Origin of the sequence: Pseudomonas sp. PDM26 (assembly GCF_019219185.1) — a bacterium.
In the GTDB taxonomy this organism is placed as follows: domain Bacteria; phylum Pseudomonadota; class Gammaproteobacteria; order Pseudomonadales; family Pseudomonadaceae; genus Aquipseudomonas.
This window is the reverse complement of sequence record NZ_JAHUWC010000001.1, coordinates 579689-596670: the sequence shown is the minus strand read 5'-3', so window position 1 is coordinate 596670 and position 16982 is coordinate 579689. Positions and strand designations below refer to the sequence as shown.

General features: G+C 61.0%; 15 protein-coding genes. 2 read left to right on the top strand and 13 right to left on the bottom strand.

The window, feature by feature from the left end:
• Window positions 1–343: 343 nt before the first annotated feature.
• Together KW849_RS02690 and KW849_RS02685 are read right to left on the bottom strand one after the other, a co-directional pair.
• Window positions 344–1729, bottom strand: coding sequence for a PLP-dependent aminotransferase family protein (locus KW849_RS02690; protein WP_218427397.1), 1386 nt, complete (start codon window positions 1727–1729; stop codon window positions 344–346).
• 327 nt (window positions 1730–2056) lie between these two features.
• Window positions 2057–2818, bottom strand: a complete 762-nt coding sequence (locus KW849_RS02685; protein ID WP_008003267.1) for an SDR family oxidoreductase — start codon at window positions 2816–2818, stop codon at window positions 2057–2059.
• 236 nt (window positions 2819–3054) lie between these two features.
• Between KW849_RS02685 and KW849_RS02680 the strand changes: the two genes are divergently transcribed.
• Window positions 3055–4059 (top strand): NADP-dependent oxidoreductase, encoded by a 1005-nt coding sequence (locus KW849_RS02680; protein WP_218427395.1) that lies wholly within the window; start codon window positions 3055–3057, stop codon window positions 4057–4059.
• 85 nt (window positions 4060–4144) lie between these two features.
• Here the strand turns inward: KW849_RS02680 and pyrF are convergent, their stop codons facing one another.
• From pyrF to KW849_RS02650, 6 genes are all read right to left on the bottom strand, one after another.
• Window positions 4145–4843: an orotidine-5'-phosphate decarboxylase gene (pyrF, locus tag KW849_RS02675; RefSeq protein WP_177413210.1), complete on the bottom strand. Its 699-nt coding sequence runs from the start codon at window positions 4841–4843 to the stop codon at window positions 4145–4147.
• A gap of 294 nt (window positions 4844–5137) precedes the next feature.
• On the bottom strand, window positions 5138–6193 hold the full coding sequence (locus KW849_RS02670; RefSeq protein WP_218427393.1) for an AI-2E family transporter: 1056 nt from the start codon (window positions 6191–6193) through the stop codon (window positions 5138–5140).
• A gap of 69 nt (window positions 6194–6262) precedes the next feature.
• On the bottom strand, window positions 6263–7069 hold the full coding sequence (locus KW849_RS02665; RefSeq protein WP_218427391.1) for a DUF4892 domain-containing protein: 807 nt from the start codon (window positions 7067–7069) through the stop codon (window positions 6263–6265).
• Between the two features lie 8 nt (window positions 7070–7077).
• Entirely contained in the window at window positions 7078–7737 is a 660-nt protein-coding gene (locus KW849_RS02660) for a glutathione S-transferase family protein (protein ID WP_218427389.1), read from the bottom strand.
• 50 nt (window positions 7738–7787) lie between these two features.
• Window positions 7788–8642, bottom strand: coding sequence for an alpha/beta hydrolase (locus KW849_RS02655; RefSeq protein WP_218427387.1), 855 nt, complete (start codon window positions 8640–8642; stop codon window positions 7788–7790).
• Window positions 8639–9445: an alpha/beta fold hydrolase gene (locus KW849_RS02650; RefSeq protein WP_218427385.1), complete on the bottom strand. Its 807-nt coding sequence runs from the start codon at window positions 9443–9445 to the stop codon at window positions 8639–8641. The genes KW849_RS02655 and KW849_RS02650 overlap by 4 nt, the downstream gene beginning before the upstream one ends.
• 190 nt (window positions 9446–9635) lie before the next feature.
• On the opposite strand from KW849_RS02650, the gene KW849_RS02645 reads away from it, so the two are divergent.
• Window positions 9636–12641, top strand: coding sequence for an RHS repeat-associated core domain-containing protein (locus KW849_RS02645; RefSeq protein WP_371319104.1), 3006 nt, complete (start codon window positions 9636–9638; stop codon window positions 12639–12641).
• Here the strand turns inward: KW849_RS02645 and KW849_RS02640 are convergent.
• The 5 genes from KW849_RS02640 to KW849_RS02620 all read right to left on the bottom strand — a co-directional run bounded on the left by KW849_RS02640 (window position 12638) and on the right by KW849_RS02620 (window position 16803).
• Window positions 12638–13081 carry a hotdog fold thioesterase gene (locus tag KW849_RS02640; protein WP_218427383.1) on the bottom strand — a complete coding sequence of 148 codons (444 nt, stop codon included), beginning with the start codon at window positions 13079–13081 and terminating at the stop codon, window positions 12638–12640. The genes KW849_RS02645 and KW849_RS02640 overlap by 4 nt on opposite strands.
• A 32-nt stretch (window positions 13082–13113) precedes the next feature.
• Window positions 13114–14781 (bottom strand): AMP-binding protein, encoded by a 1668-nt coding sequence (locus KW849_RS02635; RefSeq protein ID WP_218427380.1) that lies wholly within the window; start codon window positions 14779–14781, stop codon window positions 13114–13116.
• 165 nt (window positions 14782–14946) lie between these two features.
• Complete coding sequence (gene sixA, locus KW849_RS02630) at window positions 14947–15402, bottom strand: phosphohistidine phosphatase SixA (protein WP_218427378.1); 456 nt, start codon at window positions 15400–15402, stop codon at window positions 14947–14949.
• A complete protein-coding gene (locus KW849_RS02625; protein WP_108215298.1) occupies window positions 15399–15746 on the bottom strand; it encodes a DUF4389 domain-containing protein in 348 nt (115 codons plus the stop codon). Before KW849_RS02625 ends, sixA begins: the two co-directional genes overlap by 4 nt.
• A gap of 31 nt (window positions 15747–15777) precedes the next feature.
• Window positions 15778–16803 (bottom strand): NAD(P)H-dependent glycerol-3-phosphate dehydrogenase, encoded by a 1026-nt coding sequence (locus KW849_RS02620; RefSeq protein ID WP_218427376.1) that lies wholly within the window; start codon window positions 16801–16803, stop codon window positions 15778–15780.
• Between the last annotated feature and the right edge of the window lie 179 nt (window positions 16804–16982).

Below are 16982 nucleotides of genomic sequence, written 5' to 3'. Positions count from 1 at the left end.
CGGTTTTCGGATTGCCGTGCAAGGCGTACTCCTGCTCCAGCAGCCGCACCTTGAGCAAACCGCTGTTGAGCGATGACATTTGCTTGAGCCCGTCGAAGCGCTGACTGATGGTTTGCAGGGACCACACGCCAATGCCCGCCACCAGCGCAGTCAACAACAGCACCAGGACAAACCCGATACCCAGTTTTTTCGCCATACCGAGGTTGGCAAAACGTCCTTGCACGGCCGAATTCATTGCACTTAGTCCCCTGCCATAGTCTGTAGACGCAGATTCGCAACGGGCCAGTAGCAACACAAGGCTCTGCTGCCGGAATAATGGCAAAAAGCTACATCAACGTCGTTTTCAGAACGCTGGAGGTCGATCCCCGGCAGTGGCCTGAAAGAGCGCACGGGCACGCGGGTCGCAGGCATAGGCCACGTTGATACGCTGCCAGTCACCGGCCTCACCCGAGGGGGTGAAGGCGGTCTTCGATGACAGCAGTACACCCAGGCGCCGTGCCTGGGTCCGCACCTGATCGTCGTCGGACATCCGTGATCGAGCCCAGATGAACAGGCCTCCCGCCGGTTTGCCGAAAACCTCCCATTCGGCATCTTCGAGCAGTTGCAACACCGACAGCCGGTCGCTGTTCAAGCGTTGGCGCTGACGCTGCACCAGTTTGCCGTAGGCACCGTTAGCCAACAGGCACGCCAGCACCGACTCGCAAAATCGTGAGGCGCCCATGCCAGAGATCATCTTGACCTCGGCCAGACGCGTAATGACTTCGGAACCGGCCACCACGAAACCGACCCGCAACGAGCTGCTGAGTGTCTTGGAATAGCTGCCCACGTAAATCACGTTGTCGTCCAGCGCAGCCAGTCGCGTACCGGAACCACTGTGCAAATCCGCATAGACGTCGTCTTCGATCACCTGCACACCAAAAGTCCTGGCCAGCTGCAGCACGCGGCGCGCCACCGTCGGTGCAAGGCTGCTGCCGGTCGGGTTGTGATAGAAGCTATTGATGAGCAGCCCTTGAGGCCGGTGTTTGACCAGCAGCGATTCGAGCACGTCCACGTTCGGCCCGCGCGGTGTTCGCGGCACCCCGACCATGTGGATGCCGTGCAGCCTGAGCAGATCGAACAGTACCGGATAACCCGGACTTTCCACGACCACACAGTCACCGGCCTTGAACAGTGTCCGCACAATCAGGTCGAGCCCCTGACTGGCACCCGTCGTGGTCATGATCCGGTTGTCCTGCCCCCGGATGCCCAGCTGCCTGAGGCGTCTGAGTATCTGTTGCCGCAAGGCAGGCAATCCCAGCGGCGTGCTGTAGTTGAACAGGCTGGCCGTATCGGTACGACTGACTTGCCGAATCGCGTAACTCAGATCGTCGGTCTCGCGCCAGCTTTCAGGCAGCCCGCCACAGCCCAGCCTCAGCTCACTCGACCAGGCCCCGTATTCGGGCTCCACCCCGTCGAACCACGCAGGCTCGTGCCTGGCAACCGTAGCCAATGCCGGGTCGGCAACCCTATAGCCGGCCCCATGACCGGACACCAGCATTCCCTGCGTCACCAGGCGTTCGCAGGCCTGAGCAACGCTTACCTGACTGAGCAAGTTGATCCGCGCAATCTGTCGCACCGAAGGCAGGCGCGTACCGGGTGATACCCCGCTGGAACGAAGCCAGCAGGTCAGCGCGTCAACAATTTGCTGTACGACGGGCACCAGCGCCTGTCGGTCGATTCTCAATTCCATGAGCAAGCAAACTCCTGTTGATTTTGCGAGCAGCAGTTAATCACAGGAGTGTTCGAATACATGTGCGACAACGCCGCCAAAACCCATTGCTCTAATCATTTGAAACACATTGCCCGGCCCTTTAGCGGAACCAAAAAAACTGTGGGAGCGAGCTGTGGCGAGGGGGCTTGCCCCCGTTTGAGTGCGCAGCACTCACAAGATCTTCGATACATCGGAAATTTTGGGGCCGCTTCGCAGCCCAACGGGGCGGTGCGGCGTTCCGACAAACCCCCTCGCCACAGCCCGCTCCCACAGATTGCAACTTTTCCTGGGTAGAGATGCATTGCGTTAGAACGCAGTAACGCCACCATCCACTGCCAACGAATGCCCCGTAGTGAACGCCGCTCCATCGCTGCACAGGTACAACACCGCGCTGGCGATCTCTTCGACTTTGCCGATGCGACCGACCGGATGCATGGCGTTGGCGAACTCGCCTTTTTTCGGGTCGGCTTCATAAGCGCGACGGAACATATCCGTGTCGATCACCGCCGGGCACACCGCATTGACCCGGATCTTTTTCTTGGCGTACTCGATGGCCGCCGACTTGGTCAGGCCGATCACCGCATGTTTGGAGGCGGCGTAGATGCTCATTTTCGGCGCGGCCCCAAGGCCGGCCACCGATGCCGTATTGACGATCGCGCCGCCCCCTTGCGCCAGCAGCAGCGGCAATTGGTATTTCATGCACAACCAGACGCCTTTGACGTTGACGCCCATGATCGCGTCGAACTCGTCGAGCGTACCTTCGGCCAGCTTGCCTTTCTCGATTTCGATGCCGGCATTGTTGAAGGCATAGTCGAGGCGACCGTAAGTATTGATCACCTCATCCATCAAGTTTTTTACATCGCTTTCCAGGGTAACGTTGCAGCGTACGAAGGTCGCTTCGCCACCGGCTGTACGAATCAGCGCCACCGTGCCCTCACCGCCCGCCGTATCCATATCGGCCACCACGACCTTCAGGCCCTCGGCGGCAAATGCCTGGGCGGTCGCGCGGCCGATACCGGCCGCCCCGCCTGTCACCACCACTACCTGGCCGGAAAACGTCATGCTCATTGTTATGTCCTCGAAGAGAAGAAAGCGGGGAATCGCGCACGACCAGTCTAGCCATGGAGGTCTTGAACACGGCAGCACTATCAAGGCTCCGGTTGGGCGCCCATGAGTTGCAGTGATGGAACTGCCGTACCAACTATCACTGCACTGGATCAACCTGCATTCGCCGCATCAGCCGAACTTGCGGCATCGTCGCTGACCGGCTATCAACAAAGCTTCATTCATCTTGAGTGCCTGCCATGACCTCCCAGACCAATCGCCAATTCCTGCTCGCCAAACGTCCGGTCGGCGCGGCGACCCGTGAGACATTCACCTACCAGGAAATACCGGTCGGCGAACCGGCGGCGGGTCAGATCCTGGTCGAAAACCAATACCTGTCCCTGGACCCGGCCATGCGTGGCTGGATGAATGAGGGCAAGTCCTACATCCCGCCGGTCGGGCTCGGCGAAGTCATGCGCGCCTTGGGTGTAGGCAAAGTCATTGCCTCGAACAACCCGGGGTTCGCGGTCGGGGATTACGTCAACGGCGCCCTGGGCGTGCAGGATTTCTTCCTCGGCGAGCCGCGAGGCTTCTACAAGGTCGATCCGAAACTGGCACCTCTGCCACGTTACTTGTCGGCACTGGGCATGACCGGGATGACGGCGTACTTCGCCCTGCTCGACGTCGGCGCTCCGAAGGCCGGTGACACCGTGGTGCTGTCGGGTGCGGCCGGCGCCGTGGGCAGCATCGCCGGGCAGATCGCCAAGATCAAAGGCTGCCGGGTGGTGGGCATCGCCGGCGGCGCGGACAAGTGCAAGTTCCTGATCGATGAACTGGGTTTCGATGGGGCTATCGACTACAAGAGCGAAGACGTCCTCGCCGGCCTCAAGCGCGAGTGCCCGAAAGGCGTCGACGTGTATTTCGATAACGTCGGTGGCGACATCCTCGACGCGGTGTTGAGCCGCCTGAACATGAAGGCGCGGGTGGTGATTTGCGGTGCCATCAGCCAGTACAACAACAAGGAGGCGGTCAAGGGCCCGGCTAATTACCTGTCGCTGCTGGTCAACCGCGCGCGCATGGAAGGTTTCGTAGTGATGGACTACGCCGCCCAGTACGCCAGCGCTGCACAGGAAATGGCCGGCTGGATGGCCAAGGGGCAGCTCAAGAGCAAGGAAGACATCGTCGAAGGACTGGAGACCTTCCCGGAGACGCTGATGAAATTGTTCAACGGCGAGAATTTCGGGAAGTTGGTGTTGAAGGTTTAAAGCAGAAGATCAAAGGATCGCAGGCTACGCCAGCTCCTACATGAGATTGGATTCCTCTGTAGGAGCTGCCGAAGGCTGCGATCTTTTACGCCAGTTCAGCCACAACCGAAGCCAACGCCTTGGCCGGATCCGCTGCCTGGCTGATCGGACGACCGATCACCAGATAGTCGGAACCGGCATCCAGCGCCTGGCGTGGAGTCAGAATACGGCGCTGATCGTCCTGGGCGCTGCCCGCCGGGCGAATCCCCGGGGTCACCAGTTGCAGCGACGGATGCGCCGTTTTCAGCGCGTGGGCTTCCAGGGCCGAGCATACCAGGCCGTCCATCCCGGCTTTTTCCGCCAGGGCGGCCAGGCGCAGAACCTGCTCTTGCGGCTCGATGTCCAGACCGATACCTGCCAGATCTTCACGCTCCATACTGGTCAACACGGTCACGCCGATCAGCAGCGGTTTCGGACCGCTGCGTTGATCCAGCACTTCACGGCACGCGGCCATCATGCGCAGACCGCCGGAGCAATGCACGTTGACCATCCATACGCCCATTTCCGCAGCCGCCTTGACGGCCATCGCGGTGGTGTTCGGGATGTCGTGGAACTTGAGGTCCAGGAACACTTCGAAACCCTTGTCGCGCAGGGTGCCGACGATTTCCGAAGCGCAACTGGTGAACAGTTCCTTGCCGACTTTGACCCGGCACAGCTTCGGGTCCAACTGATCGGCCAGCTTCAGTGCGGCGTCACGGGTAGGGAAATCCAGGGCGACGATGATAGGAGTCTGGCAGGCGGACATGAGTGGGCTCTCAGGCAAGTCGAAATCGGCGCGCATTGTAGCGGAACCAGCGCCGCTGCGGGACCCGATGATCGGTAAATCGTCGCGACGGCTCCGGCAAGACTAGCCCTCGAGGCGAATGTGTCGAGCTCGCTACATACACGACACGCCCGCAATACCCGGGCCCGCTACCCCTTCAAGTCTAAACATACAAGCGAGCTTGCTCCGGGCGGCGTTCCAACGATGAGTCCCTGTGCAGCAACAAAAAGCCCACTGACCCTCAGGCGGGGTCAGTGGACTACGGCCCCTGGAGCTTCAGGGCCGGCGATCTTCTACCTGTGCCTGGGTCTTGCTCCAGTCGATCAACAGGCTGTAGGCCACGGCCAGCAACGTCGGGCCAATGAACAGGCCGATGAAGCCAAAGGCAATCAACCCGCCAAACACCCCAAGCAGCACAATGACCAGCGGCAGGTTACCGCCACGGCTGATCAGGTACGGCTTGAGCACGTTGTCGACACCGCTGATGACGAATGTGCCCCAGATGCCGAGGAATATGGCCAGCCCGTACTCGCCTTTCCAGACCAGCCACGCGGTTGCCGGAATCCATACCAGCGGCGGGCCCATCGGGATCAGGCTGAGCATGAACGTCACGATACCGAGCACCAACGCACCCGGTACGCCTGCAATCAGGAACCCGATCAGCGCCAGGATCGCCTGGGCCGCCGCGGTGCCGATCACACCGTTCACCACCCGCTGTACCGTGCCCGCCACCAGTTCAATGTAGTAGCCGGCCCGTTGACCGATCAGCCGCTCCAGCAACGTGAGGACAAACGCCGCCAGGCGCGGCCCGTCACGGTAAAAAAAGAATACGAAGACGATGCTCAGGGTCAGTTCGAGAATACCGCCGCCGATTTGCGCGCTGCGCGCCAGCAACCAGTTACCCACCTGCCCCAGATAAGGCTTGAGCGACACCATCATCGCCGCGCCCTGCTCATCGATGCTGTTCCAGATCCCGACCAGCCGCTCGCCCACCAGGGGAATCGAACCCAGCCACACCGGTGCTTCGGGTAGCCCCTCGACCTGCGCATCCTTGATGAATGCCGTGGCATCTCGCACATGATCGGCAAGGTTGAAACCCAGCCACACCAGCGGTGCCGCTACCAGCACCATCCACCCCAGCGTCAACAAGGCCGCCGCCAGAGACTCGCGGCCATTGAGCCAATGGGTCAACAAGCGCATCAGCGGCCAACTGGCAAATGCCAGGACCGCGCCCCAGAACATCGCCGACCAGAACGGCGCCATCACCCAGAAACTCGCGCCGAACAACGCCACGAGCAGGATCTGCACCAACAGGCGATCGTTATTGATCATCAAAAGTCTCGACAAATTCAGTCAGCAAAAGAGTAGGCGAACGCAGCGTGCACGCTCGCCCGGTACAGCCTAGCGCAATAGCTCGATGTGCAGGCCAGAGCCTTCGACACTGCCAGTTTCCATCCGCGCGGCACGCACGCCCTGGCCAATCAGGGCCTGACGCCAGGCTTCGGCGTTCGCTCCGGAAATACTGACCCGCAAAGTGGTGTCCAGATTCAGTCCGCGAGAAATCAGGCGTAGCCAGGTCTCGTCAGGTGCGCTGTTCAACGTGGAGAAATCGAGTTCACCGGTGCTCTTGAGTTCACGCAGCAAGGTCGCGGAGGTCGGCAATAACTCGCCCAGCGGTGCCGAAGCTTCGAACTGTTCGACGTGCAGGTAGGCTTTGCGATTACCGCGGGTGATGCTGTATAGCGCAACGAGCGTGTTGTCCCGCGGAGCGGCCAGTCGCAGCAGTAGATAGGCTTGTTGATCGTCGGCGCCGTACAGCTTGGCGTTGCCGAAGACTTGATTGGCCCAGAGGCTGCTTTCGCCGCAATCGCGCGCCTGGCACCAAAAGAGCAACCCGGCGCCCTGCTGTTGCAAAGCCTCGCGGGCAGCGGTGAACGCCTCGATGGATGAATGCTCCGATGGCAACTCGTAGGTCACCGAAGTGACGTTGCCGCGGGCACTGACCTGACCGTCGAAACGTAACTGGCCACTGATTTTACGAATCGAACCCAACGGGTAGATCCGCTCCAGTTCGGCGGCGGGCCGATAATCGACAATCCGCGCGTCGGCCATGCGCGGCACTATCGGCAGGTCCTGACTGCCCGGAACATCGGCGGCGAACAACAAGGGACTGAAACTGCACAGCACCAGCAAACTGAATGAACGCATGGATAGACTCATCGGATCAGCATGGCCTGGGCACCCTTGATGACACTGGCTTCATCGGCGCGTTCAGGTACTTGCAGACCACGCTGCACCGCCGGCCGGGCCTCCAGGGTCGCCATCCAGCGCTGCAACGCCGTCAAGCCCTCCACCGAGACGCCCGACCACTCGTAGCCGCGCACCCAGGGAAAGGTGGCGATGTCGGCAATGCTGTACTGATCGGCGAGGAACTCCACGCTTTGCAACCGCGTGTCGAGCACTTCGTAGAGGCGGCGGGTTTCATGTTGATAGCGGTCGATGGCGCCCTGGAGTTTTTCCGGAAAGTAGCGGAAGAACACGTTGGCCTGACCCTGCATCGGGCCGATGCCCCCCATCTGGAACATCAGCCACTGCAATACCAGCGAACGTCCCTTCGGGTCGCTCGGCATCAGTTTGCCGGTCTGTTCAGCGAGGTAAATCAGGATGGCGCCGGATTCGAACACGGCGAAATCGCCGTTGGCGCGATCGACAATCGCCGGAATCCGGCCATTGGGGTTGATCTTGAGGAAGTCCGCGGACTTCTGTTCCTTCTTGTCGAAACTCAGGGCATGCACCGTGTAGGGCAGGCCGAGTTCCTCGAGCACGATAGAGACCTTGTGGCCATTCGGGGTCGCAGCGGTGTAGAGATCTATCATGGTTGTCTCCCATTTCAACCCGCCAAGCCTCGACAGTTGCCCGGCGCAAGTCAAGGAATGGCGAAGAACCGATTGAAACAGTCTGCGACAAGCTCGGCACCGGACTCGTCATTCAGGTGCAAATGGTGGCCGCCTGGCAGCTGTTCCCGGCTAAAGGGTAGACGTTCCAGCAATTCCAGGTGTTTAGCGAGCATGCCGTCGGCGGCAACCACCAGTGTTGCAGGACACTTGATCCGCTGGACGAAGGCCATTGCCTGTTCGGTGGTAAGACGCAGTGGCGATGGCAGTGTGAGGCGATTGTCGGTGCGCCAGGTGTAACCGCCCGGCACCGGCATCAGACCACGCTGAGCCAGCAGCTCAGCGGCTTCGCGGCTGACCGCCACCAGGCCCTTCATGCGCGCTTCGATGGCTCGGTCCAGAGTGTCGTAGACCGGTTTGCGCTTTTCCCGCAGATCCAGTTGCGCTTGCAGGGCCATGCCCATGCGCTCGGCAGCGTTTTCACCTTTGTCTGTAGGAGGAATGATGCCGTCGATCAACGCCAGGTGGGTGACTCGCTCGGGCATCGACCCGGCGATGATCAGCGAAGCAATGGCGCCCATCGAATGCCCCATCAGCGCAAACTTGCGCAGGCCAAGCTGTTCGGCGACCTGCAGCACATCGTGGGCGTAGTCCCACATGGCGTAACCGGCTCCCGGCGGGCGATGCCCGGAATGACCGTGACCGGCCATGTCCAGGGCGATGATGCGCAGGCCTTTGAGCTTGGGCGCCAGACGGGCAAAGCTGTTGGCGTTGTCCAGCCAGCCATGCAGGGCAATGACCGGCAAACCATCTTCAGGACCAAACAGGTGCGCCGCCAGTTCGATGTGCGGCAGGCTCAGGCGGACCTCTTCGACGATGTGGTTCATGCGCAATCCTGTTGTCGACGGCCGTCCCAGCGGTAGAACAGGCCTTTGAGCATTTCAGCGGTATCCAGGGGACGTTCGAGCGGAAACATGTGGCCGCCGGGCATGGTCAACGACTCGCCCAGCGGCAGGCGGTCGATCGAACTGGCGTGATGGCGCATGACCACACGGCTGTCGTGCCCGCGAACCACCGCCAGCGGCACTTGCAACTGCCGGGGGCTGCCCGGGCGGGTGTGCGGCACGCCGCGATAGATGCTGATTTCCGTGGCCGGGTCGAACCGCAGGCGCAGCTTGTCATCGACCTGGTGCAAGCCATGTTGCAGGTAGGCATCGAAGCATTCCGGGTCGAAGCCGCGAAACAGGGTTTTACCGGCGAAGTACTTGCGCGCGCTTTCGAGGTCGGCGAATTCCTCACGACGACCGAGGGTCCGCCCGGCCGGCGTCAAGCGGTCGATGAAACCGAAACGTTTGGCCGCCCGGATGACCCATCGATCGGTTCGGGTCAGCACTGGCGAGTCGAGCATCACCACCCCGCGATACAACTCAGGGCAGCGCAATGCCGCATGCAGGTGCAACACGCCACCGAAGGAGTGGCCGACGCCCCACACGGGCTCGGCCTGTTGTTGCAGGTGATGGATCAGCTCATCCACCAGGTTGTACCAGTTGTCGTCCGCCGGGAAACGCGGGTCGTGGGCATGCTGCTCCAGATGCGTCACCTGAAACTCGGGTGCCAGCGCCGCAAACAGCTTGCCGTAGGTCCCCGAAGGAAAACCATTGGCGTGGGCGAAAAAGATCTGTTGCGACATACCTGCAAATCCATGAGCGAGAACAGGCATTGATTGTCCGCAAGACCGCGTCCGGCAGCAATGACCGTAACTGCCAGGAATGATGACAGACCTGCCGTGGCTATGACGCCACTGCGGGCGGCACCTGTTATTTCTGACAGTTGACTGCCAACCGGCATCCAGTGGATAAGAAGGGCTGTCCCGCCAAATCATGGGCAAACTCACGATGACCCATGCCAATACTCCGGCCATCCAGGTATTTGACCCGCGCGGGCTGAGCGTGCGCGGTGTGACGTATCACCGGCGCGACCGCGCGTCGCCACCGCAGCCTTGCATCACCCGGCAGGAAAATGACGGCACCGGTCGCGCAGTGCTGATTCGTGATCCACGCCTGTTCCGTTTGCATCAAGACGGTCAAACGGCGGCCAATCAGCAAAACGTCTTCAGTCTGTCGGGCGCTGTCGTGCTTTCGCTAAACAGCGACGCCGGCTGGCGCCTGGGGTTGCTCGGCGCGCACGGGCAAAGTGTTGAAGGCTGGGATCAGAAGCTAAGCCAGGGCCGCGTGAACTATGACCCGCAGTGCCGCCCGATCGCTACGTTCGAGCGCGCATGGCAAGGATCGGAACGCTGTATCGCGCGATTCACCTATGCCGATACCGATGCCGATGCCGGCCGAAACCTGCGCGGTCGGTTGACTCGGCACGACGACACCGCCGGCACCCTGCGCTTCACCGAGTTCAGTCTGAACGCTACGCCGCTGCAGCATGGCCGCACCTTCATCGCCGATCCGCAATGGCTGGTGGACTGGCCCGAGTCGGAGCCTGAGCGCGACGCCTTGCTGGAGAACGGACCAGCCATCACTCGCCTTCACTGCAATGCCGCCAGTGAGACCGTCAGCCAGACCGATGCATTGGGCAACCGTCAGACGTTCATTCATACCTGTGCAGGCGAACTGCGCGAAACTCGCTTGAACCTCGCCGGACAAGCCGATGTAACGGCGCTGGTCCGGGACATTCAGTACAACGCCTTCGGCCAGATCGAACAACAACGCGCGGGAAACGGCGTTGTTTCATGTGCGACTTATCGGCCCGACGACGGTCGACTGGAACAACTGAAAGCCTATGTCCCAGGGCAGCCGGCGTTGCAAGACCTGAGCTACGAATACGACGCTGTGGGCAATGTCACCTGCATCACCGACGCCTCTGAAGCGACTCACTTCCACCGCAACCAGCGCATCGAGCCGGTCAGTCGCTACCGCTACGACAGCCTCTACCGCCTGATCGAAGCCAGTGGCCGGCAATGGCGCAACGCGCCGGGTGGACCACAGCTACCGGAATTCCAGTCCACTGCCGACCCCGGACAACTGGAAAACTACACGCGTTTCTACAGCTACGATGACGCCGGCAACCTGACGGTCATGCAGCATCAGGCCGACAGCGCCAGCCGTACCGAACGCACAGCTGTCGCCCGGTTCAGTAATCGCAGTCTGCCCGAAAAGCCCAATGGCGAGCTGCCCGACGAACAGGAAATTACCGTCGGTCATGACCTCAACGGCAACCGTATCGGGCTTCAATCGGGGCAAACCCTGCAATGGGATCTGCGCAACCAACTGCGGCAGGTCGACCAGGTAGTGCGTGAAGATGAACCGGACGATTGCGAGTTTTATGTGTACGACGGCAGTGGCCTGCGTCAGCGAAAAATCCGTCAGGCTTACACCGGCACATTGATCCGCACCCACGAAACCCGCTATTTGCCAGGTGTGGAAGTCCGCACTTCTGTCGACGAGACCTTGCATGTCGTGACGATCGAGGCCGGACGCAGCACGGTGCAAATCCTGCACTGGCAGACTGAACCGCCAGCCGGCATTCCCCAGAACCAGCATCGCTACAGTTTTTCCGATCATTTGGGCTCCAGCGCCCTGGAGCTGGACGAAGCGGCCTTGCTCATCTCCCGGGAAAGTTACTACCCCTACGGCGGAACTTGCTGGTGGGCCGGTCGCAACAAACTCGAAGCCGCCTACAAGACGCTGCGCTATTGCGGCCAGGAACGGGATGCCACCGGGTTGTACTACTACGGTTTGCGCTACTACGTACCCTGGTGCCAACGCTGGCTGAACGCGGACCCGGCGGGAGTTGCCGATGGGTTGAACCTGTATGCCATGGTGCATGGCAATCCGATCGGACACGTGGATTTTCAGGGGCTGATCACCGTGGGAGAAGTGTTCAGCGCAGCCGCCGCGACGGTTGGCCGTGACGGTGTGAGTGCCTTGGCTGGTGGCGCTCTGCGGTACTTTGCGGGACAAGGGCTGACACAATGGGCAAGCACACCCACGGATGATCCGGACATCCAGATGATTGACCCTGGCGTCAATCTGGCGCTGAGCGTAACAGGTGCTGCGGTCGGGGCATTGGCGGGCGGATCCATGGGGATGGGCGCGGGAAGCAATATCGTTTCCCGATACAGCGAAAACCGCGCGGCGCAGTGGATCGGCGCGGCCATGGGTGGACTGGTGGGCGCGGCAGCAGGTGCCGCTGCCCCGCTTTATGCCTATCTGAGCAACCCTGAAGGGTTAAATGAAGTGGCCATCAGCCTCATCAGCAGCGTGGCCGGCAATCTGACAAGGGAAACAGGGCAACGCATCAGCGCAGAACTGGGCCCCAGGCTTACGCTCGCGCCCTCAGGTGTCGCGACGGCCCTGCGCACAGGCGTCTATGGAGGATTGCTGTTCGCCGGCGGCATGATTCGCGAAGAGCTTGCGCCCCTGGCAGACGTCGCCATCAATGCTGCCGTCGAAGGTCTTGATGGCACATCCATCGTCGTGATCAACGCCTGGCGTGGAGGAACCTTCACTCGGGGCACAAATGAGTGGAGCAGACCGAATGCCATGGAAGTGCTGTATGGCTGGGCTACGCGCACGGCCGGGTCAGGCTTGACCGCCTCGCTGACGCTCCTGTCCACCCCGCTGACCGATGCCATTGCAAACCCCAATCTGCGGACGGGAGCCATTGGTGCCATGGCTACTCCCACAGAAGCCCGAACCTATTTGGGGCAACATGTGCAGCGCGGCACCGCCGGGTTGTTCAGATATGACGATGCGGACTTCACCCTGGACCACTTCACCCAAGCAAACAGGGAGTGGACGGGGCACCCGGACATGCCCGTTGGCAACAGCATTGAAATGACAACGTTCCGTCGCCATGCTTCGAGTACCCCTTAACGCGCCGGCGGTGCCTCACCCAACGGCACCACCGCCATGGTCAGCCGCGACACGCAACTGGCCTTGCCCTCATCGCTGGTCAGCCGAATGTCCCAGACATGGGTCGTGCGGCCGATGTGGATCGGCCTGGCCACCGCCGTCACCCGCCCGCTGCGCAGGCCGCGCAAATGGTTGGCGTTGATTTCCAGGCCCACGCAATAGAACTTGCTGGCATCGATGCACAGGTAACTGGCCATGGAGCCGACCGACTCGGCCAACACCACCGAGGCACCGCCGTGCAGCAAGCCGTAAGGCTGGTGAGTGCGATGGTCAATGACCATGCTGGCCGTCAGGGACTCATCGTCAAAGGCCTCGAAACGGATGTCCAGCACTTCACCGATGGTGTTTTTCTGGAGAGCGTTCAACTGTTCGATGTCGGGAGTGGTGCGCCACAGGCTCATCGCAGGGTTTCCTTGTTGGTTTCGTTCGTGGATCAATCCTGCCACAGCACCGCTTCGCTGCGCTCGCTCCATTCTTCAAAGCGCTCACCGTAAGCCGCTTCGATCACATTGCGCTTGATCTTCAGGGTCGGGGTGAGAAAACCGTTTTCCACGGCCCAACTGTCCTTGACCACCACCAGGCGCCGCAGCCGTTCATGTTTGTCGAGGGCAGCATTGACCTCTTCCAGCAGTTTTTCCAGGCTGGAATGCAAGCCGGCGCGCGCAGCCCCGCCGGCATCCTGCTGGCCGACCGCCGACAACACGCACAGACCCAGCGGTGCACCCAAGCCATCGCCCACCACGCAGACCTGTTCGATGCGCGAGTGCACGGCCAGACGATTTTCAATCGGCGCCGGGGCCACGTATTTGCCTTTGCTGGTCTTGAAGATTTCCTTCAGGCGCCCGGTCAGGCGCAGATTGCCTTCGGCGTCCTCCTCGCCCTTGTCGCCGGTGCGCAGGAAGCCGTCCTCGGTAATGGTATCGGCGGTTTTTTCCGGCTCCTTGTAATACCCGAGCATGGTCGCGCCACTGCGCACCATGACCTCCCCTGTCTCGGCGATCCGCACTTGGACTTCCGGGCACGGCTTGCCGATCCAGCCTGGTTTGTTCTGGCCCGGCATGCCGATGTGCGAATAGCCGCAGCTTTCAGTCATGCCGTAGACCTCCAGCACATCCAGTCCCAGTTTGCGATACCACAACAACAAGGTCTGCGGCACCGGTGCAGCGCCGGACAGCGCAATGCGCAACGCATCCAGCCCTAACCCGGCGAGGACTTTATGCCCGACCCGCTTGCCGATGATCGGCAGGCCGAGCAGGAAATCGAGACGTTTTGCCGGGATCTTGCTGTACACGCCCATCTGGAATTTGGTCCAGATGCGCGGCACGCCAAACAGCGCGGTCGGGCGCGCACGCTGCAGATCTGTGAGGAAGGTGTCCAGGCTCTCGGCGAAAAATACCGTTTGGCCGGTGTAAATCGATGCCAGTTCGACGAACATCCGTTCGGCAACGTGGCACAGCGGCAAATAGGACAGCAGTCGGTCCGACTCGTTGAGGCCGAACAACGCAGTACCACGAGTGGTGGCGAACCCCAGGGTGCCAAAACTGTGCATCACGCCTTTGGGCATGCCAGTAGTGCCGGAGGTGTAAATGATGGTCGCCAGTTGATCGGCGGCAGGTTTGGGATCGTCCTGGATCGGCGAGCTGCGTTGCAGGTCGGCCCAACTGAAATCGAACGTACCGGGTGGATGTAGCGGCAGGCTGATGGTCGGCAGATCGGGGGCGACGCCACGGGACATGCCTGGCCAGTCGTCGAGCTTGCCGATGAACGCCAGCGCCGCTTGCGAGTGTTCGAGCACCTGGGCAACGGTCTCGGCGGTGAGGTTGGGGTACAACGGCACCGAGACATGCCCGGCCATCCAGATCGCCAGGTCGGCAATGATCCAGTGCGCACAGTTTTTCGAGATCAGGGCGATATGGCTGCCCTGCGGCAGGTCCCTCGCGCGCAACCAATGGGCCGCGCAACGGGCCTGATGAGCGACGTCCGCCCAGGTCAATGTTTCGACCTGTCCACCTGCGACGGGCTGGACCAGAAAGCGCTGGCGGGGATGACGGGCCTCACGCTCGTAGAAAACGTCCAGCGGCAAACGAAAAGCAGCAGACATGACTCGCTCCTGTTTTTTTGGTCTGGAGCAAGCGTAGTCAACCAAGCAAGTGCTTGGTTGACTATTTAACAGAAAAACAAAATCAAAGGATCGCAGCCTGCGGCAGCTCCTACATGGAAATGGCGTGCATCTTGTAGGAGCTGCCGCAGGCTGCGATCTTTGCTTTTATGGGTGCTTGATGCTGTCGAGCTTCATCGACCCGATCAGCAACTCGTCGCCATTGAGTTCGGCTAATCCGGCGGTGCTGACTTTTTCCGGCGGATACCCGGCGCCATGTTGCAGGTAACTCAATAAATGCCCCACCAGCGGGTTATGGCTGACCAAAAGGACGTTGCTCACCGACACCAGTTGCTCGGCCACCTTGTCCGGCTCCGTGTCCGGGGTCAGCCATTCGACGGTGCGGATTTCCGGCTCGAATCCCAAAACCTCACGCACCAGATGCGCGGTCTCCTGCGCTCGCAGGTACGGGCTGGCATAGATCGCCGTCAGCGGCTGCCCCATCAACTGCTCGGCGCTGCGCAGCACTTCCTTACGACCGTGCTCCGTCAGCTCCCGCTCCGAATCGTGGGGGCGGGCCCCGTGCGGTACAGCTTCACCATGACGCATTACCCAGAGTTTCATAGCTTGGGTTCCTCATCTCGAGCCGAATGCGGTGCCGGTGCCACGACATGCGGCGCTTCACCTTCCGGCGTACGCGGCGTCGGCCAATCGGCGAACGGCCAAGGCTTCTGGTCGCTGTGAAAGCTGCCGAAACGACCGATCTGCGCCAGAAACTGGCTCAGGCTGTCGCCGAAATTCATCAGACTGGCGTTCGGGGCGCCATAGATCAAACGATAGATCAACTGCACCAGCACGACGGCGCCGAGGATGAACTGCGCCACTTGCCACACAAGCACGAAGACCACCATCCACAACACACGCAGCAGGATGGACTCGTATTTGGCTTCTACTTTTGGATCGTTCATGCGCAACTCCCTGCTTTTCTGGCAAGCGTGATTAGTTGAAATCACTGGTGGAAATAAAATCGACGTCGGTTTTCGGCTCTCCACGCATCAGCAGACCGATGACCTGCTCCAGCGTGCGCCCCTCGAACAGGATCGCGTGCAGCCCGGCGACCAGCGGCATGTACACGCCAACCTCCTGGGCCTTGGCCTTGAGCACTTTAAGGGTGTTAACCCCTTCGGCGACTTCGCCCAGGCGCGTGACGGCCTCGTCCAGGCTCAGGCCCTGGCCGAGGGCGAAGCCGACCTGATAGTTGCGGCTCTTGGGCGATGAACAGGTCACGATCAGATCGCCCACGCCCGCAAGCCCCAGGAAGGTCATCGGGTTGGCGCCCTGATTCACCGCAAAGCGGGTCATTTCCGCCAATGCCCGGGTGATCAGCATGCTCTTGGTATTTTCCCCCATGCCCAGCGCCACCGCCATGCCGGCGATGATCGCGTAAACGTTTTTCAACGCCCCGCCCAGCTCCACACCGAAACGGTCGGCGCTGGCGTAAACACGAAAGGTGCGGCCGTGCAGCGCGGCCTGAACCTGCTGGCAGAGTTCTTCGTCTTCACTGGCGACCACCGTGGCGGTCAGTGCATGTTCGGCGATTTCACGGGCCAGGTTGGGTCCGGACAGGACGCCGATGCGGGCCTGCGGGGCGATCTCTTCGAGGATCTCGCTCATCAGTTTGAATGTGTGGGCTTCGATGCCTTTGGTCAGGCTCACCAGTAATTTACCGGTCAACCGTTCGGCGTGCGGCACCAGCACCGAGCGCAGCGCGCTGGAAGGCAATGCGACAAAACACAGGTCACAGGCGTCCAGCGTGGCTTGCAGGTCGGTGACCGGCGTGACGCCGGGCAGAATCTTGATGCCTTTGAGGTAACGCGGGTTTTCGCGATTGACCCGCATGGCCTCGGCCTGTTCGGGGTCACGCATCCACTGAAGGACCTGAAGCCCATTTTCGGCCAGCAGATTAGCCACGGCGGTTCCAAAACTTCCGCCTCCCAGGACCGCAATCGGGCGCTGCTCAGTCATATGCAATCCGTTAATCCATACCAGTGGCGATGTCGGCATTATACGGGGCAGCCCATCGTCGGCCAGCCCCGACATCAAATACCGGCAGTTGTGGGAAGAAGACCAATAAAACCTAGGAAAATGCGGACATCGTGAATGGAAAAGTCATTCGGCTCGGTTAACATGCGCGCGATCAATCA